Origin of the sequence: Nocardioides sp. L-11A (genome assembly GCA_029961745.1) — a bacterium.
Classification (GTDB): domain Bacteria; phylum Actinomycetota; class Actinomycetes; order Propionibacteriales; family Nocardioidaceae; genus Nocardioides.
Window position 1 is genome coordinate 3,319,397 of the sequence record CP124680.1, and the last position, 17,700, is coordinate 3,337,096.

The window sequence follows — 17,700 nt, forward strand, 5'->3', positions numbered from 1 at the left end:
TCCCCGCTACGTTGGACACGTGACGGACCAACTCCCGATGTTCCCGCTCAACGCGGTGCTCTATCCGGGGGTCAGCGTGCCGCTGCACGTGTTCGAGGATCGCTACCGTGCCCTGATCCATCACCTGCTGCGCACCGACGACCCGTCACTGCGCCTGTTCGGCTCGGTCGCCATCCGCGAGGGCTACGAGGTGGGCGACCACGGCAACCAGTCGCTCTACCGGGTCGGGGTGCGGCTGCAGCTGACCGACGTCGAGACCCGCGCCGATGGCAGCTTCGACATCGTGGCCGTGGGCCGTGACCGGATCCAGCTCGACCGGCTGCTGACCACCGGCGAGTACCCGGTCGGCGAGGTCACGCTGCTCCCGGGTCCGGAGGCCGACGTACCGGAGGAGGTGGTCGAGCAGGCCCGGGCGACCTTCACCGCCTACCGTCACGTCCTCCGCTCGATCGCCGGCGATCCCTTGCAGGGTGAGCTGCCGAGCGACCCGACGTACCTGTCGTGGACGCTGGCCGCCTGCACTCCGCTGCCGATGGGCGAGCGGCAGCAGTTGCTCGAGGCCTCCGACGCCACCGAGCGGCTGGTCCTGGTCACCGACCTGCTCCGCACCGAACTGCGTGCGATCAACGTGATCACCTCGTTGCCGGCGACCGAGGTGGCCCGCACCCGCTGGTCGCCGAACTGATGGCCCGCAAGAAGCAGTCCGGCGGTACGCCGGCGACGACCGCGCTGGCTGCCGCCGGGGTCGCGTTCACCGTCCACGAGTACGCGCACGACGCCCGGGCCGCGTCGTACGGCGACGAGGCCGCGCAGGCGATGGGGATCGAGCCCGGCCGGGTGTTCAAGACCCTCTTCGCCGACGTCGACGGCGCGCTGGTCGTCGGTGTCGTGCCGGTCAGCGGCCAGCTCGACCTGAAGGCCCTGGCCCGGGCCGTCGAGGGGCGCAGGGCCGTGATGGCCGACCCGAAGGCGGCCGAGCGCGCGACCGGCTATGTCGTCGGCGGCATCTCTCCGCTCGGCCAGCGCAGGGCGCATCCCACCGTTGTCGACGAGACGGCCCTCGACCACGACACCGTGTTCGTGTCGGCCGGCCGGCGCGGCCTGGAGGTGGAGATCAGCCCTGCGGAGCTGGTGCGGCTGACGGCGGCGCGGGTCGCTCCGATCGGTCGTTAGCCGGCCCGGGCGCCGCGCCTGCCGGCAGCGACACCATCAGCACGAGATAGGCCAGCATCGCGCCCACCGGCCAGGCGAGGTACGGCGTCCAGCCGGCCACGTGGAGGTGGCCGGGTAGGACGTCGCCCGCCTGGTGGCTCGCGACCAGACTCGCCGGGTCGGGCGGGCTGAAGGACTCGCCCAGCAGCGCCATCGCCAGCGCCGCCAACCCGGCGCCGACCAGCACCGCCAGGACACCGGCGACCGGGCTGTGCCGAGCGATCCAGCCACCGACCAGGCCCAACAGCACCGCGAGGGCGAACGCGATCACGACATAGGTCGCCGTACCACTGAAGTCGCGGGCGATCCCCGGGTCGAAGGGCTCCGGGTACCACGCCTTGCCGGCCGGGGTGTCGTAGATCTTCCCCGGCGTGGCCGGCCCCCACCACGTCCACCACAGCCAGCCGCCGGCGGCACCGAGCAGCGCGCCGAGCACGACCGGGACGGCGACCGCGCGGCTCATCCGGCGAGACATCCAGGGCCGAGGAGCTGCTTGAGGTCGGCGAACAACGCGGAGGAGGGAGTCACCCGGAGATTGTCCCCCAGGCGCATGACCTTGGTGGAGTCCCGGCTCAGCAGCTGGAGCCGGACCTCGGTCAGGCCGGCGTGGGTGGTCAGCACCTCTCGCAGCTGCGCCACCACCGGCCCGGTGCACCGGGTCGAGGGCAGACTGATCACGACGGGGCCGTCGCTGCCCTTCTCGAGATCGGGGACGGTGACCTCCTGGCCGCGCAGCTGCGAGGTGTCCCGCTCGGTGTCCAGCTGGCCGCGGACGCGGATGATCGCGTCCTCGGTGAGATAGGGCGCGGCGAGCCGGTAGCTGCTCGGGAACAGCAGGACGTCGATGGCGCCCTCGAGGTCCTCGAGAGTGACCGTCGCCCAGGGGTCGCCGTTCTTGGTGATCTTGCGCTGGATCGAGGTGACCAGGCCGGCCACCGTGACCGTCGAGTTGTGCGGGCGGCTCTCGTCAGTGACCAGCTGGCCGATGGTGCAGTCAGTGCCGTTGGACAGCACGTGCTCGAGGCCGAGGAGGGGGTGGTCGGAGACGTAGAGGCCGAGCATCTCGCGCTCGTGTCCGAGCAGGGTCATCTTGTCCCACTCGTCGATGTCGGGCACCGCGACGCTCACGCCGAAGCCGCCGTCCCCGCCCCCGTCGTCGTCGCCGAGGCCGGCGAAGAGCGAGTCCTGGCCGATCGCCTCGTTGCGCTTGATGTCGACGTACTGGTCGACCGCGGTCTCGTGGATCGCGACCAGGGCGCGGCGCAGGTGCTTCATGTCGTCGAAGGCGCCGGCCTTGATCAGCGAGTCGATGACCCGCTTGTTGCAGACCGTGGCCGGCACCTTGGAGAGGAAGTCGTTGAAGTCGGCGAAGCGGTCCTTCTCGGTGCGTGCCTCGACGATGCCGTCGACGACATTGGACCCGACGTTGCGGATCGCGGTGAGGCCGAAGCGGATGTCGCGCCCGACGGCGGTGAAGTTGTGCGCCGACTCGTTGACGTCGGGCGGGAGCACCTGGATCTTCATCCGGCGGCACTCGTTGAGGTAGATCGCCATCTTGTCCTTGTCGTCCTTGACGGACGTCAGGAGCGCGGCCATGTACTCGGTCGGGTAGTTGGCCTTGAGATAGGCGGTCCAGTAGGTGATGACGCCGTAGGCGGCCGAGTGCGACTTGTTGAAGGCGTAGTCGGAGAACGGGAGGAGGATCTCCCACAGCGTGTCGATCGCCTTCTGCGGATATCCCCGCTCGAGCATGCCGGCCTGGAAGCCGGCGTACTGCTTGTCCAGCTCCTCCTTCTTCTTCTTGCCCATGGCGCGACGCAGGTTGTCGGCGGCACCCAGGGTGAAGCCGGCCAGGACCTGGGCGATCGCCATCACCTGCTCCTGGTAGACGATGAGACCGTAGGTCTCCCCCAGGACCGGCTCCAGCGCCTCGGCGAGGGCCGGGTGGATCGGCTCGATCGGCTCGCGGCCGTTCTTGCGGCGGGCGTACTTGTTGTGCGAGTCGGCGCCCATCGGCCCTGGCCGGTAGAGCGCGCTGACGGCGGTGATGTCGGCGAACTGGTCGGGCTGCATCGAGCGCAGCAGAGCGCGCATGCCGCCACCATCGAGCTGGAACACGCCGAGGGTGTCGCCCCGGCCCATCAGCTCGTAGGTGGCCCGGTCGTCGAAGGGCAGCTCCTCGAGGACGACATCCTCGTCGCGGTTGGCCTTGATGTTGAGCAGCGCGTCCTCGAGGATGCGCAGGTTGGACAGGCCGAGGAAGTCCATCTTGACCAGGCCCAGCGACTCGCACATGGGGTAGTCGAACTGGGTGATCACGGCGCCGTCCTGCGGACGGGCCATGATCGGCACGATGTCGATCAACGGCTCGCTGGACATGATCACGCCGGCGGCGTGCACGCCCCAGTTGCGGATCTGGCCCTCGAGGCCCACGGCGGTCTGGTAGATCGTGCGGACGTCGCCGTCGGACTCGTAGAGGGCGCGGAACTCGCCACCGTCGTTGTAGCGCTTGTGCTCGGGGTTGAAGATCTCCTTCAGCGGCACGCCCTTGCCCATGACGTCGGGCGGCATCGCCTTGGTGATCTTGTCGCCGATCGCGAAGCCGTGGTCGAGCACCCGCGCGGCGTCCTTGATCGCCGCCTTGGCCTTGAGCCGGCCGAAGGTCGCGATCTGGGCGACCCGCTCGGCGCCGTACTTGTCGCTGACGTACTGGATGACCTCGCCGCGCCGGGCATCGTCGAAGTCGATGTCGAAGTCGGGCATCGAGGGGCGCTCGGGGTTGAGGAAGCGCTCGAAGAAGAGGCCGTGCTCGAGGGGGCACAGATCGGTGATGCTCAGGGCGTACGCAGCGATCGAGCCCGCACCGGAGCCGCGGCCCGGACCGACCCGGATGCCGTTGCGCTTGGACCACTGGATGAAGTCGGCGACCACGAGGTAGTAGCCGCAGTAGCCCTTCTGCGAGATGATCGCGAGCTCCATCTCGACCCGGTCCTTGACCTCCTGGGTCAGCCGGTCGCCGGGATAGCGGGCCTCGATGCCGCGCCAGACCTCCTTGCGGAACCAGGACTCCTCGGTCTCCCCCGCCGGCACCTCGGCGCGCGCCATGTAGCCGCCGGTCGACTCGGTGAACTCCACGGAGCAGCGCTCGGCGATCGCGACCGTGTTGTCGCACGCCTCGGGCATGCCGAAGCGGTCGGCCCACAGCTCGCGCATCTCGGCCGCGGACTTGATGTAGTAGCCGCCGCCGTCGAACTTCAGCCGGTTGGTGTCCGAGAGTCGCTTGCCGGAGGCGACGCAGATGAGCGCGTCGTGGGCGTCGGCGTCATCGGGGTTGTTGTAGTGGGAGTCGTTGGTGGCGATCGGCGGGATGTTGAGCTCGCGGCCCAGGCGCAGCAGGTCGTCGCGGACCCGCTTCTCGATGGAGATGCCGTGGTCCATCAGCTCCAGGAAGACGCTCTCGCGGCCGTAGATCTCCTGCAGCTCCGCGGCCTCGCGGACCGCCTCGTCCCACTGCCCGAGCCGGAGCCGGGTCTGGATCGCGCCGCTCGGGCAGCCGGTGGAGACGATCACGCCCTTGCTGTGCTCGGCGAGGATCTCCTTGTCCATCCGGGGCTTGTAGAAGTACCCCTCCAGGCTGGAGCGGGACGAGAGCCGGAACAGGTTGTGCATGCCCTCGGTCGACTCGGCCCACATCGTCATGTGGGTGTAGGCGCCACCGCCGGCGACGTCGTTGCCGCCCTCCTCCGCACCGTCGGAGTTGCTCTGTCCCCAGCGAACCCGGCGCCGCTCGCCGCGTGGGGTGCCGGGGGTGATGTAGGCCTCGATGCCGATGATCGGCTGGACGCCGTACTTCTGCGCCTTGGAGTAGAAGTCGTAGGCGCCGTGCAGGTTGCCGTGGTCGGTCATCGCGATGGCCGACATCTCGAGGTCGTTGACCCGGGAGAAGAGGCCGTCGAGCAGCGACGCCCCGTCGAGCATGGAGTACTCGGTGTGGACGTGCAGGTGGACGAAGTCCCCGGCGTCGGCAGCCATGTGTGGTTCGGCACTCCTCAAGAACTCTGGATCGAACGGGAGGGTGGGCGCTCGGGGAAGAGCCCCAGCCTACGTGACGGACGGGGTGACCCTAGGACGACCCTCCGACAGATCGAGGCGTCCACTCCATCCGCAGGTCGGGGGTCCGCTCCTCGTTCCCGGAGCCGTCCGTGTGCTCCCGCTCGGCCAGGCCGCGGGCCGCGTAGAACGCCCGTGCGGGAAGGTTCTGCTCGAAGACCCACAGGCTGAATCCGGCCGGGTGTCGGGCCTTGACGAGGTCGAGCAGCGCACCGCCGACACCGCAGCCCTGATGGTCCGGGTCGACGTACAGGTCGTTGAGCCAGGTGCGGGTGAACCGGGCGTAGCCGACGACCCGACCACCGGCCTCGGCCACCCAGTTCTCGGCCGTGCCGAAGCGCGCGGCCAGGTGGGCACGGACGCCGTCCGGCGGATGGATGCACGCCGGCATCGGAGCCGCTGCGCGGGCGGCGAGCTGGACCGCGGCGATCGCGGGGACGTCGGCCGGTGTCGCCGGCCGGAGCAACAGGTCAGTGGCTGTCACGGATGACGTCGAGGGCCCGGGCCAGGTCGTCGGGGTAGGACGACTCGTAGGTGACGTAGCCGCCGTCGGGGTGCTCGAAGCCCAGCTTGACCGCATGCAGCCACTGCCGCTCCAGGCCGACCCTGCGGGCCAGGACCGGGTCGGCGCCGTAGGTGATGTCGCCGACGCAGGGGTGCTTGAGCGCGCTCATGTGCACCCGGATCTGGTGGGTACGCCCGGTCTCGAGGTGGACCTCGAGGAGGCTGGCGAAGCGATGCGCCTCGAGCGTCTCGTAGTGGGTGACGCTGTGCCGGCCGTCGTCCATGACCGCGAACTTGTAGTCGTGCTTGGGGTGCCGACCGATCGGGGCGTCGATGGTCCCCTCCAGTGGGTCGGGGTGCCCCTGGACCAGCGCGTGATAGGTCTTGTCGACGGTGCGCCGGCGGAAGGCGTTCTTGAGGATCGAGTACGCGTGCTCGGACTTGGCGATCACCATGACGCCCGAGGTGCCGACGTCGAGACGCTGGACGATGCCCTCACGCTCCTTGGCCCCCGAGGTGGAGATCCGGAAGCCGGCCCCGGCGAGGTGCCCGACGACGGTCGGCCCACGCCAGCCCGGCGACGGGTGCACCGCGACGCCGACCGGCTTGTCGATGACCACGATCGCGTCGTCGTCGTGGATGATCTTGATCCCCTCGACGAGCTCCGGCACCACCTCCAGCGGGTCGGCCTCGGCAGGGATGGACACGTCGAGGACCGATCCGCCGAGCACCCGGTCGCTCTTGCCGCGGACCGGGGTGCCGTCGAGGGCCACCAGGTCCTGGGCGACCAGCTCGGCGGCCCGGGTCCGGGAGACACCGAAGAGCTGCGCCATGACGACGTCGACCCGCTCGCCGTCGAGGCTGTCGGGGACCGGCAGGCTGCGGTGGTCGACCGCGCCGCTCACCGGTCCTCCTCGACGTCCCCGGCCGCAGGCTCGTCCTCGGCCTCGGGTCGGTCCGCGTCACGCGGCTCGACTCGCGAGCCGTCGAGATTCACGCCACGCAGCACCTGGAGCAGGATCAGGCCGACACCGACGTTGATGCAGATGTCGGCGACGTTGAAGACCGGCCAGTTCGGCAGCATCAGGAAGTCGACGACATGCCCGCGGAAGGGAGCCGGGTCGCGGAACAACCGGTCGATCAGGTTGCCGTCGATGCCGGCGAGCAGGAGTCCCAGGCCCACCGCCCAGACCGGGCTGGCGACGCGCCGGCTGACCCAGAGCACCACCAGGGTCGCCACGCAGGCGAGGCAGGCGATGGCGACCGTGAACCTGGTCCCGAGGCTGAACGCCGCTCCCGGGTTGTAGGTCAGGTGCAGCTGCAGCAGCTCGCCGACCACCTCGACGTCCGGCTCGCCGGTGAGGTTGCGGACCGCCAGGACCTTCGCGACCTGGTCGATCGCGACCATGACGACGGCGACGGTGATGAAGAGGAGCCAGCTCCGCGGGCGGGCGAGGAAGCCTGATCCGGTCCGGCCGGGTCCGTCGTCGCGGTGGTCTACCGGCGTTCCTCGCGCTGCTTGCATGTCATGCACAGTGTGGCACGCGGGAAGGCCATCAGCCGCATCTTGCCGATCGGGTTGCCGCAGGACTCGCACACGCCGTACGTGCCGTCGTCGATGCGCGCCAGGGCCCGGTCGATCTGCGCGACCTTCTCCCGCTCGTGGTTGAGAACGGTGAGCTCGTGGTCGCGCTCGAAGCTGGTCGCTCCAAGGTCGGCCTGGTCCTGGCCGGCGCCGTCGCCGGAGTCGCGCAGCAGGCCACTCAGGTCGGCCTCCTGCTCCTCGAGGATCCGGGCGCTCGCCTCGCGCTGCTCGTGGAGCTCGGCCAGCACCTCGGCGAGCTCGGCCGCGGACCAGGCGTCCTCGTGGTCGAGTACGACCAGGGATGCGGGGGTGGCCTTCTTGGCCGGAGCCTTCTTCGTCGGAGTCACCTTCTTCGTCGGGGCGGCCTTCTTGGCCGGGGCGGCCTTCTTGGCCGGGGCGGCCTTCTTGGCCGGGGCGGCCTTCTTGGCCGGGGCGGCCTTCTTGGCCGGGGCGGCCTTCTTGGCCGGGGCGGCCTTCTTGGCCGGGGCGGCCTTCTTGGCCGGGGCGGCCTTCTTCGCCGGGGCCGCCTTCTTGGCCGGGGCGGCCTTCTTGGCCGGGGCGGCCTTCTTCGCCGGGGCCGCCTTCTTCGCCGGGGCCGCCTTCTTCGCCGGGGCCGCCTTCTTCGCCGGGGCCGCCTTCTTCGCCGGGGCCGCCTTCTTCGCCGGGGCCGCCTTCTTCGCCGGGGCCGCCTTCTTCGCCGGGGCCGCCTTCTTCGCCGGGGCCGCCTTCTTCGCCGGGGCCGCTGCGCCGGCCGTCGTCTTCCGTGGGCGGATGATCTTTCGGGCAGCGGTTGCGGCCTGACCGGCCAACGACTTCTTCGTGCTGCGGGCCATGAAGCACTCCTCAAGGGCGGCGACCCACGCGCCAGCGAGCGGTGGGCGTGCTGCGGAGGGTAGCGGGTGCGGCGAAGCGGTCCAAGCAGCCACACCGCGCGGGCGAGCCCCGGAGAAAGGCGAGACCGGTCGACCCGCCGGAGCGGGACGACCGGTCTCGAGGAGCGATCGGTGGCTGAGCCGGGGCTCAGGCCTCCTCTTCGCCGAGGATCGAGCGCAGCCGCTTGGGGGCCGGCGTCTCCTCGACGGGCGCCAGGGTGTCGCCCGGCGTCTGGAGTGACTCGAGCTGCTGGGTGAAGTAGCTCTTGAGGCGGGAGCGGTACTCGCGCTCGAACGAGCGCAGGGTCTCCACCTCTGCGGAGAGCTTGTCGCGCTCCTTCTCGAGGTCGCCGAAGAGCTGCGCACGCCGCTCGGCGGTCTCAGCGTCGAGCATCTCGGCGCGGGTCCGGGCGTCGGACTCGAGTCGGTCGGACTTGATCTTGGCCTCGGAGGCGAGGCGGTCGGACTTGGTCCGGGCCTCGCCGACGATCTTGTCGGCCTCGTTCTTGGCGTCCTCGACGAGCTCGTCGGCGTTGCGGGTCGCGATCTCGAGGAGACGGGCCGCGGCGTTGGACGCCTCGGGAACGGTCTCGACGCGGATCGTCTCGACGCCACCGGTGGGGGTGGGGACGGGCACGGGAGCCGCCGCGGCGACGGGCTCGACCGGAGCAGGGACCTCGACCGGGGCGGGCGGCTCGGGAACGATCTCGGGCACGGGCGCCAGCTGCGTGGGGGCGTCGAACGTCGCGGGCGACGTGCCGGCCTGGGCAGCGGCGAGCTTCGCGCGGAGGTCGTCGTTCTCCTGGGTCAGGCGAGCGAGCTCCGCCTCCACCTCGTCAAGGAACTGGTCGACCTCGCCCATGTCGTAGCCCTCGCGCAGCCGAACCGGCGTAAAGCGCTTGTTGCTCACGTCCTCAGGCGTCAGGGGCATGACCTCACCAATCTATGCGGAAGAAAGTTCGACAATATGCCTTCACGAACCATAGCGCTTGCACGGGCGAGGACGGCATCCGCGGCCCCCGCGTGAAACGCGGTCCGGACCAGTGGCGCGGTCACCACTGGCGTCACAGCAGTATCACAGCAACAGCGCCGAGCGGTTCACGGAGAGCAGGACGTAGGCCAGGATCATGACCAGGATGAAGCTGATGTCCAGGGCGAAGTTGCCGATCCGGATCGGCTTGATCACCTTGCGCAGACCGTTGATCGGCGGGTCCGTGACGGTGTAGGCCAGCTCCAGGAAGACCAGCACCGGCCCCCGAGGCTCCCAGGCCCGCGCGAACACCTGGACCCAGTCGGTGATGAAGCGCACCCACAGGAACGCGATGAAGGCGAACAGCACGCCCTCGATGATCCAGCCGACAGTCGTCACACCCGAAAACCTACCGGGTGCGCCGCCGACAGACGCAGCGCCCACCAGCGTCTCGACGATTGCCCCCCGGCCCCGCCTCGGACCGTGTTGCCGCCAAGCGAAGGTGTGACCTACGCAAGGCAACCGCGCGGCCGGCAGCGTGTCGCCCGCGCGAAGCGCATCGAGTGCGGCGAGGACCGTGCGGCCTCACTCGATCGGCGACACGCTCGGCCCACCCACTCGGTCTTGCCGCCAGGCGGAGGGTGGACCTAGGCGAGGCAACGGCGAGCGCGGCAGCGTGGCGCCCGCGCGAAGCGCGTCGGTCGGGGTCCGCGGTCCGAGCGCAGCGAGGACCGTGCGGCGCCGGCCGACAGGCGACACGCTCGCGCCAAACAACTCAGCTCTGGTTGAAGAAGCCGTCCGCGGCGATGGCCTGCTTGTCCTCGGCGGCGACCGTGACATTGGGCGGCGAGAGCAGGAACACCTTGTTGGTGACGCGCTCGATGCTGCCGCGGGTCGCGAAGATGAGGCCGGCAGCGAAGTCGACCAGCCGCTTGGCGTCGGCGTCGTCCATCTCGGTGAGGTTCATGATCACCGGGGTGCCCTCGCGGTACTCCTCGCCGATCGAGCGCGCCTCGTTGTAGGTGGTCGGGTGGAGGGTCGTGATCCGGGAGAGCTCCGCGACGACCGGCTGGGGCGCGACCGCCACGGGGCGACGGCGCTCCTCGAGGTCGGCGACACTTCCGGACACACCGCCGGACGGTACGGCGCGGACCGGGCGCTCCGGTCGTCCCTCGCGGGGGGCACGTCCGCGCGACGGCTCGGTCGCCTCGGCGCCCTCGTCGTCATAGCCAGCCTCGTCGTAGCCGGTGTCCTCCAGCAGGCCGAGGTACTCGCCGATCCTGCGCATCGCACCGCTCATGAGTCTTGCCTCCGTGATCCGCATCCCCGGGTCCCGGAGATGTCTGATGTTGTGGACATTACTTGACCTCGGGCCTCGATCCGAGGACCGCGGAGCCGACGCGCACGTGTGTCGCGCCGACGGTGATCGCCGCCTCCAGGTCGCCGCTCATCCCGGCCGAGAGAACGGTCGCGTCGGGGTGACGGGACAGGAAGTCGGCGCGGATCCCGGCGAGCCGCGCGAAGGCCAGGGCGGGGTCGTCGTCCAGCGGTGCCACGGCCATCAGGCCGCGCAGCCGCAGCTCCGGGGTGCGGGCGACCTCGTCGGCCAGGGCCGGCAGGGTCGCGGGGTCGGCGCCCGCACGATGGTCGCGACCGGGCGGGTCGAGGCTGACCTGGAGCAGGACGTCGACGACGCGTCCGGCATCGGCCGCTCCCCGGGCCAGCCGCGGGACGAGGGCGGCGCGGTCGACCGACTCGACCACGTCGGCATAGCGGGCGACGGCGGCGGCCTTGTTGGACTGCAGCCCACCGATGAAGTGCCAGCGCAGGCCGAGGTCGGCGCACTCGGCCGCCTTGGCCTCCGCCTCCTGGTGGCGGTTCTCCCCCACGTCGGTGACCCCGAGCCCGGCGAGCAGCCGCACGTCGGCGGCGGGGAAGAACTTGGTGACGACGACGAGAGCGACCTCGTCGCCGGGCCGGCCCACGTCGGTCGCGGCGCGGGCGATCCGCTCCCGGACGGCGGCGAGGCGGGTGCGCAGCTCGGCGGCGCGATCCGTGCTCATGACAGCCACACCAGCCCGGCGAAGCGTCCGGCCGCGGCACCGTCGCGCCGATGGGAGTGGAACCGCCGGTCTTCCAGGGTGCACCCGGGCACCCTGGTCGCGGCGACGCCGGCCGCGGCGAGCTGGGCGCTCACGCCCGCCCCGAGGTCGAGGGCGGGGGTGCCCCAACTGGTCTCGGCGTATGTCGTCGGCACGGCCGCCGCGACCTCCTCACGCATCGTGGCGGGAACCTCGTAGCAGCGCCCGCAGATGTGCGGGCCGACCCAGGCGACGATGTCGGCGGCACCGAGGGCGCGCATCCCTTCGACGGTGCGGGTCACGACATCGAGCTCGACGCCGCGGCGACCGGCGTGGGCGGCCCCGAGGACGCCGGCCGTCGGGTCGGCCAGGACGACCGGCACGCAGTCGGCGACCCGGACCATGAGGCCGACGCCGCGAGCGGCGGCGACCTGTCCGTCGGCTGACGGGAGCTCGTCGGCCGGGCCGGTGACCGCGACGACGGCGGCGCCGTGGACCTGGTCCAGACGAGAGAAGGGCACCCCGGCGGCGTCGCTCAGCGCGGCGAGGGCGGCGCCCAGCCGGTCCCCCTCCCGCAGGTCGAGCGACACGTCCGTGAACGCGACCTCGACCCGGCTCCCGCTGGCGGGATCCGGGTCGAGGGCGAGGGTCTCACGGAAGGCGAACACGTCACTTGAGGAAGTCGGGCACGTCCAGGTCGTCGCCGTCGTCGAACTGCAGGGGCGCCGGGTTGCTCCGGGCGCCGACCGGCTGCGGGTCGGACTGCGGCTCGGCGGCCGGCGCGGACTCGCGAGCCGGAGCCGGAGTGGCCGGCGACGACGGGGCGGACGGCGAGGCGGCCGAGCGGGCGGGCACCTGTGTCGCCGGGGCCTGCTGCGGGCGGCGGACCACGGACTCCTCGCGACGCTTGGGCAGGCCACCGTCGAAGCCGGCGGCGATGACCGTCACCCGGACCTCGTCGCCGAGCGCGTCGTCGATGATCGTGCCGAAGATGATGTTGGCGTCGGCGTGCACCGCGTCGGCCACCATCGCCGCGGCCTCGTTGATCTCGAAGATGCCGAGGTCGGACCCGCCCGCGATCGAGAGCAGGACGCCGTGGGCGCCGTCGATCGAGGCCTCCAGCAGCGGGCTGCTGATCGCCATCTCGGCCGCGGCCAGCGCGCGGTCCTCGCCGCGCGCGGAGCCGATGCCCATCAGCGCGGAGCCGGCGTTGCTCATGACCGCCTTGACGTCGGCGAAGTCGACGTTGATCAGGCCCGGCGTCGTGATCAGGTCGGTGATGCCGGAGACGCCCTGCAGCAGGACCTGGTCGGCCTGCTTGAACGCATCGAGCATCGACACGTTGCGGTCGGAGATCTGCAGCAGCCGGTCGTTGGGGATCACGATGAGGGTGTCGACCTCCTCGCGGAGTCGCTCGATCCCCTCGTCGGCGGACTTCTTGCGGCGCGCGCCCTCGAAGGTGAAGGGCCGGGTCACGACACCGATCGTCAGCGCGCCGAGCGAGCGGGCGATCCGGGCCACGACGGGCGCGCCGCCGGTGCCGGTGCCGCCGCCCTCGCCGGCGGTGACGAAGACCATGTCGGCGCCCTTGAGCACCTCCTCGATCTCCTCCGCGTGGTCCTCGGCGGCCTTGCCGCCGACGTCCGGGTTGGCGCCGGCACCCAGGCCGCGGGTGAGCTCGCGGCCGATGTCGAGCTTGACGTCGGCGTCGCTCATCAGCAGCGCCTGCGCGTCGGTGTTGATCGCGATGAACTCGACGCCCTTGAGGCCGACCTCGATCATCCGGTTGACGGCGTTGACGCCGCCACCACCGATGCCGACGACCTTGATGATGGCCAGGTAGTTCTGTGCAGCTGCCACGGCGGCGTCACCTCTCCAGGGTGGTTGTCTGTCAGTCGTCGTCTGTGGGGGTCGAGCAGTTCGACCCGCTTGTCGAGCGCGTGCGGTCGGCCACCCTTCCCCGGCGGCCGTCCCGGCGTGTCGTCACAACCCTTACCCTCAACCTGAGGGTTATAGTTATGTCAACCTCGTCGTGGTCATGACAGTAGGTACAGCGCCGCGCGTGATCGCGCAGACACGCCGACCGGCGGTGGACGGGTCACGAGAAAGTCCCCGCGACAGGCGCCTTGGGAGGCACGCCCTAGTCTTCACCGCGGAGGTGACAGTGACAGAGGCCACGGGCAGGGCGGAGACCCTGTCCCCGATCGCGACGCGGGCCGTCCCGCTGCTGGTGTACGCCGGCGCGCTGGGTGCCTACATCGTCACGGTCGGGCTCCCCAAGCAGTCCTGGGTCGCCGTCATCTGGCTGTGGCTGCTCACGATCGCCTGGGACGTGCGCAAGCCGGTGCGCGAGCACCTCGCCTTCCTGCGCGACTGGTCGCTCCCGCTGGCGCTTCTCCTGCTCTACCTCTACAGCCGCGGGATCTCCGACGACCTGGGTTTCGTGTCGGTGCACGTGACCGAGCCGATCGACGCCGACCGGTGGCTGTTCGGCGGCACGCTGCCCACGGAGTGGCTCCAGACGCGGCTGTGCGGCGAGCCGTGCATCCGGGCCTCCGCGCCCGCCTGGTACGACGTCCTGCTGACGACGGTGTACTACTCGCACTTCTTCGTGGCCCTGACGATCGCCGCGGTGCTGTGGATGCGCAACCGGTTCGAGTGGATCCGCTACATGCGCCGCTACCTGTCGCTCAACTTCCTCGCCCTGACGATCTACATCGTCTACCCGATGGCACCGCCGTGGATGGCCTCGCGCGACGGGCACCTCAGCGACGGCATCGCCCGGATCACCGGCCGCGGCTGGTGGGAGTTCGGCCGCGGCGGAGGCGGCGGTGGTGGTGGCACCCACCAGAGCATCTCGGCGGTGGGCAACCAGGTCGCGGCGATGCCGTCACTGCACGCGGGCATCTCGATCCTGGTGGCCGCCTGGGCGATCAGCCGACTGCGGGGCCGCTGGCGGTGGCTGCTCGCGCTCTATCCACTGGCGATGTCGTTCATGCTGGTCTACTACGCCGAGCACTATGTCGTCGACATCATCGCCGGCGGCCTGTGCGTGGCGGTCGTGCTGGTCGGCTGGACCACGTGGGAGCGCCGCAACGGGCGCCGGCCTCAGCGGGTGGTCGGGGCGCCGGGCACCGAGACGTCGTAGACCTTCGCGTCGACGCCGAGTAGCTCGAGCAGCACGGCGGCCTTGTCGTCGGCCTGCTCCGCGCTCCCCCACCGCACCAGCCGACCGTCGCGCAGGTGCAGGTCGATCTCGTCGACGGTGCGGACCTCGACGAAGTCGACGAGCTCGGACACCGCAGGGTCGAGCGCCACGACCACGGCGGCACCCTCGGCGAGCGCGTCGCCGTCGGCGCCCGGTCCGACCTTGACCCGGGGCAGGCCCGCCGGGGCCTTGTCGAGGCGTCCGAAGGCGACACCTGCGGCGTCGAGGTTGGTGAGCCGGTCGCCGCGGTCGAGCACCGCGACCGGGGTGCGCTCGACGATCTCGATCCGGACATCGTGCGGCCAGGTGCGCGAGACGTCGACCGACTTGACCGTGGCGAGGGAGCGCAGCCGCACCTCGATCGCGCGCAGGTCGACGGTCGCGAGCGGCCCGCCGAGCGGTACGTCGGCCGTGGCGAGGACCTGCTTCTCGGACAGCTGGGCGTTGCCGATCACCTGGACCGCGTCGGCGCGCAGCCAGGGCGAGAAGTAGACGGCGTAGGTGCCGAAGCCGAGCGCGACGACGAGCAGGACCGCGGCGAGGACGTAGCGCCAGGTCAGCCAGCGACGAGCCCGCTGACGGCGCGCGAACGCCCTGCGCATCCGCTCCTGGGATCCGGCCTTCGCCCCGCGGGCGCGGCCGCTACCCCTCGCCATCGCCCCGCCTGCGGTCGGTCGCTTCGCTCCCACGCGGCTTCGCCTCCCTGAGCGCGGCGACCACCAGGGGCGCGAGGGTCGTCACGTCACCGGCACCGAGGGTGAGCACGAGGTCGCCCGGGCGGGCCAGTCCCACCACCGTGTCGACCACGGCCGCACGGTCGGGGACGAAGCGGGTCCGCCCGGCGGGCGCCGGCACGGCAGCGGCCACCAGGGCCCCGGTGACCTCGGGGTCGGGGTCCTCACGAGCGACGTACACGTCCATCACCACCACCTCGTCGGCGGCGCCGAGCTCCCGGCCCATCTGCTCGCCGAAGATGCGGGTGCGGGAGACCAGGTGGGGCTGGAAGCACACCACCAGACGACCCTCGCCCGCGACCAGAGACCGGGCGGCCTCGAGGTCCCCGCGGATCTCGCTGGGGTGGTGGGCGTAGGAGTCGTAGACGCGGATGGCACCGCCGGCCGCGTCCACCGATCCGACCAGCTCCATGCGGCGCTTGGCCCCGCGGTGCTTCGCCAGCCCGGCCGCGAGCCTGGTCGGGTCCAGCCCGAGCTCGAGGCCGACGGCCAGCGCGAGCAGGGCGTCCTGCGCGTAGTGGCGCCCCGGGACAGCGAGCTCGACGGCGCCGAGATCCGCACCGTCGCGCGCGACCCGGAACCGGGTGCGGCCGCCCTCGATGACGAGGTCGTGGCCGCGCAGCCGGGCGTCGGCGGCGAAGCCGACGGTCCGCTCGGTCAGGTCGGCCCGCTCGGCGAGGGTGACCTCGGCGCGGCCCACGAACTCCGCGAAGGCGGCCTCGTAGGCATCCTCGCTCCCCCAGTGGTCGAGGTGGTCGGCGTCGACGTTGGTGACGACGGCGATGCGCGGGGTGTAGACGAGGAAGGCGCCGTCGGACTCGTCGGCCTCGACCACCGCTACGGGTCCGGTGCCGAGCCGGGCATTGGTGCCCAGGCTCTCGACCTCGGCGCCGATCGCGAAGGTGGGGTCGAGACCGGCCTCCTGCAGGGCGACGACCGTCATCGCGGTGGTCGTGGTCTTGCCGTGCGTGCCGGCGACGGCGACTACGTCGCGGCCGAGCAGGACGGATTGGAGACCCGCGGAGCGCGGCCACAGGCGCAGCCCGCGGTCGAGCGCGGCGACGATCTCGGGGTTGTCCTCGCGGGCCGCGGTCGTCGCGACCACGGTGTCGACGCCGGTGAGGTGGTCGGCGGCGTGGCCCAGGTGGACGGTGATCCCCTCGGCGCGCAGGGCGCGGACCACGGCCGAGTCGCTCACGTCGCTGCCGCTGACGGGGACACCGGCCTGGTGCATCAGCCGCGCGATGCCGGACAGCCCGGCGCCGCCGATGCCGACGAAGTGGACGTGGCCGAGGCGGTCCGCGGGCAGGATCTCGTCGGGGACCGGGATCTTCACCGCACCGCGTCCCGGATGATCCTGGCCAGCCGGTCGTCGGCGTCGCGCGGCACCAGGTCGGCTGCCGCGGTGCCCATCCGGGCCAGCCGGTCGGCGTCGGTGGCCAGGGCGGGCACCGTGTCGGCGACGTAGTCGGCGCTGAAGGAGGCGTCCTCGACGAGCAGCGCTCCGCCGGCGTCCACGACAGGACGGGCGTTGAGGGCCTGCTCGCCGTTGCCGATCGGCAGCGGCACGAAGATCGCGGGTACGCCGGTGGCGGCCGCCTCGACGACACTGGACGCGCCGGAGCGGCAGACCATCAGGTCGGCCGCGGCCAGGGCGAGGTCCATCCGCTCGACGAAGGGCAGCACGACGTAGGGCACGCCGGTCGGGACCGGCTCGGTCCAGCTCGGGTCGCCCGCGCCGTTGGGCCCGATGACGTGCAGGACCTGGACCCCGGCGGAGCCGAGCGCGGCCGCCGCGCCGCTGACGGCCTGGTTGAGCCGCCGCGCACCCTGCGAGCCGCCGGTGACGACGAGCGTCGGCAGGTCGGGGTCGAGACCGAAGAAGGCCCGCGCCTCGGCACGCAGGGCCGGCCGGTCCAGGGTCGAGATCATCCGTCGGATCGGCAGGCCGACGTACTCGGCGTTGCGCAGCGGCGTGTCGGGGAAGCTCACCGCGACCCGCGCGGCGACGCGGGCGCCGACCTTGTTGGCGATGCCGGGCAGCGCGTTCTGCTCGTGGACGACCAGCGGCAGTCGGCGACGTCGGGCGGCGACGTACGCCGGCATCGAGACGTAGCCGCCATAGCCGACGATCACGTCGGGACGGATCTCGTCGACGACCTCGAGCGCGGCCTTGACCGCGCCCCGCAGGCGCTGCGGCACGAGGGCGAGGTCCTTGCCGGGCTTGCGCGGCAGCGGCACCGGCGGCACCAGCCGCAGCGGGTAGCCGGCGGCCGGCACGACCCGGTTCTCCAGGCCGCGCGGCGTGCCGAGGCAGGTGATCTCGGCGTCCGGGTCGAGTCGGCGCAGGGCGTCGGCGGTGGCGAGCAGCGGCGAGGTGTGCCCCGCCGTCCCCCCGCCGGCCAGAAGAATCCTCACGCGGCA

Annotated in this window: 18 protein-coding genes; 3 read left to right on the top strand and 15 right to left on the bottom strand. The window is 71.6% G+C overall.

Annotated elements, in window-relative coordinates:
- Nucleotides 1-19 precede the first annotated feature (19 nt).
- Both QJ852_15940 and ybaK read left to right on the top strand, forming a co-directional pair.
- Nucleotides 20-685: an LON peptidase substrate-binding domain-containing protein gene (locus QJ852_15940; protein ID WGX94640.1), complete on the top strand. Its 666-nt coding sequence runs from the start codon at nt 20-22 to the stop codon at nt 683-685.
- A complete protein-coding gene (gene ybaK / locus QJ852_15945; protein ID WGX94641.1) occupies nt 685-1,173 on the top strand; it encodes a Cys-tRNA(Pro) deacylase in 489 nt (162 codons plus the stop codon). Before QJ852_15940 ends, ybaK begins: the two co-directional genes overlap by 1 nt.
- On the opposite strand, the gene QJ852_15950 is transcribed toward ybaK, so the two are convergent.
- The 12 genes from QJ852_15950 to ftsZ form a co-directional block, all read right to left on the bottom strand.
- Nucleotides 1,115-1,675 (bottom strand): hypothetical protein, encoded by a 561-nt coding sequence (locus tag QJ852_15950; protein ID WGX94642.1) that lies wholly within the window; start codon nt 1,673-1,675, stop codon nt 1,115-1,117. The genes ybaK and QJ852_15950 overlap by 59 nt on opposite strands.
- Nucleotides 1,672-5,244 (bottom strand): DNA polymerase III subunit alpha, encoded by a 3,573-nt coding sequence (dnaE, locus tag QJ852_15955; GenBank protein ID WGX94643.1) that lies wholly within the window; start codon nt 5,242-5,244, stop codon nt 1,672-1,674. Before dnaE ends, QJ852_15950 begins: the two co-directional genes overlap by 4 nt.
- Before the next feature lie 91 nt (nt 5,245-5,335).
- Entirely contained in the window at nt 5,336-5,806 is a 471-nt protein-coding gene (locus QJ852_15960) for a GNAT family N-acetyltransferase (protein ID WGX94644.1), read from the bottom strand.
- The gene (locus tag QJ852_15965; protein WGX94645.1) at nt 5,793-6,731 is read right to left on the bottom strand and encodes an RluA family pseudouridine synthase; all 939 of its coding nucleotides are present in this window, start codon (nt 6,729-6,731) and stop codon (nt 5,793-5,795) included. Before QJ852_15965 ends, QJ852_15960 begins: the two co-directional genes overlap by 14 nt.
- Nucleotides 6,728-7,351, bottom strand: coding sequence for a signal peptidase II (lspA, locus tag QJ852_15970; GenBank protein WGX94646.1), 624 nt, complete (start codon nt 7,349-7,351; stop codon nt 6,728-6,730). Before lspA ends, QJ852_15965 begins: the two co-directional genes overlap by 4 nt.
- Nucleotides 7,324-8,244 carry a TraR/DksA C4-type zinc finger protein gene (locus QJ852_15975; protein ID WGX94647.1) on the bottom strand — a complete coding sequence of 307 codons (921 nt, stop codon included), beginning with the start codon at nt 8,242-8,244 and terminating at the stop codon, nt 7,324-7,326. Before QJ852_15975 ends, lspA begins: the two co-directional genes overlap by 28 nt.
- Nucleotides 8,245-8,431: 187 nt before the next feature.
- Nucleotides 8,432-9,214 (bottom strand): DivIVA domain-containing protein, encoded by a 783-nt coding sequence (locus QJ852_15980; protein ID WGX94648.1) that lies wholly within the window; start codon nt 9,212-9,214, stop codon nt 8,432-8,434.
- 144 nt (nt 9,215-9,358) lie between these two features.
- Nucleotides 9,359-9,652, bottom strand: a complete 294-nt coding sequence (locus QJ852_15985; GenBank protein ID WGX94649.1) for a YggT family protein — start codon at nt 9,650-9,652, stop codon at nt 9,359-9,361.
- A 376-nt stretch (nt 9,653-10,028) separates the two neighbouring features.
- Entirely contained in the window at nt 10,029-10,553 is a 525-nt protein-coding gene (gene sepF / locus QJ852_15990; GenBank protein WGX94650.1) for a cell division protein SepF, read from the bottom strand.
- A gap of 58 nt (nt 10,554-10,611) precedes the next feature.
- Nucleotides 10,612-11,316, bottom strand: a complete 705-nt coding sequence (locus QJ852_15995; GenBank protein WGX94651.1) for a YggS family pyridoxal phosphate-dependent enzyme — start codon at nt 11,314-11,316, stop codon at nt 10,612-10,614.
- Nucleotides 11,313-12,002 carry a polyphenol oxidase family protein gene (locus tag QJ852_16000; GenBank protein ID WGX94652.1) on the bottom strand — a complete coding sequence of 230 codons (690 nt, stop codon included), beginning with the start codon at nt 12,000-12,002 and terminating at the stop codon, nt 11,313-11,315. The genes QJ852_15995 and QJ852_16000 overlap by 4 nt, the downstream gene beginning before the upstream one ends.
- A 1-nt stretch (nt 12,003) precedes the next feature.
- Entirely contained in the window at nt 12,004-13,194 is a 1,191-nt protein-coding gene (gene ftsZ / locus QJ852_16005) for a cell division protein FtsZ (GenBank protein ID WGX94653.1), read from the bottom strand.
- A 298-nt stretch (nt 13,195-13,492) separates the two neighbouring features.
- Between ftsZ and QJ852_16010 the strand changes: the two genes are divergently transcribed.
- Complete coding sequence (locus QJ852_16010) at nt 13,493-14,482, top strand: phosphatase PAP2 family protein (GenBank protein ID WGX94654.1); 990 nt, start codon at nt 13,493-13,495, stop codon at nt 14,480-14,482.
- Here QJ852_16010 and QJ852_16015 read toward each other — a convergent pair.
- Genes QJ852_16015 through murG form a run of 3 tightly spaced genes read right to left on the bottom strand, consistent with a single transcriptional unit; the run spans nt 14,443 to nt 17,694 of the window.
- On the bottom strand, nt 14,443-15,198 hold the full coding sequence (locus tag QJ852_16015) for an FtsQ-type POTRA domain-containing protein (protein ID WGX94655.1): 756 nt from the start codon (nt 15,196-15,198) through the stop codon (nt 14,443-14,445). The two genes, QJ852_16010 and QJ852_16015, sit on opposite strands and share 40 nt — an antisense overlap.
- On the bottom strand, nt 15,185-16,612 hold the full coding sequence (gene murC, locus QJ852_16020; GenBank protein WGX94656.1) for a UDP-N-acetylmuramate--L-alanine ligase: 1,428 nt from the start codon (nt 16,610-16,612) through the stop codon (nt 15,185-15,187). Before murC ends, QJ852_16015 begins: the two co-directional genes overlap by 14 nt.
- Entirely contained in the window at nt 16,609-17,694 is a 1,086-nt protein-coding gene (murG, locus tag QJ852_16025; protein ID WGX94657.1) for an undecaprenyldiphospho-muramoylpentapeptide beta-N-acetylglucosaminyltransferase, read from the bottom strand. Before murG ends, murC begins: the two co-directional genes overlap by 4 nt.
- Nucleotides 17,695-17,700: the final 6 nt, after the last annotated feature.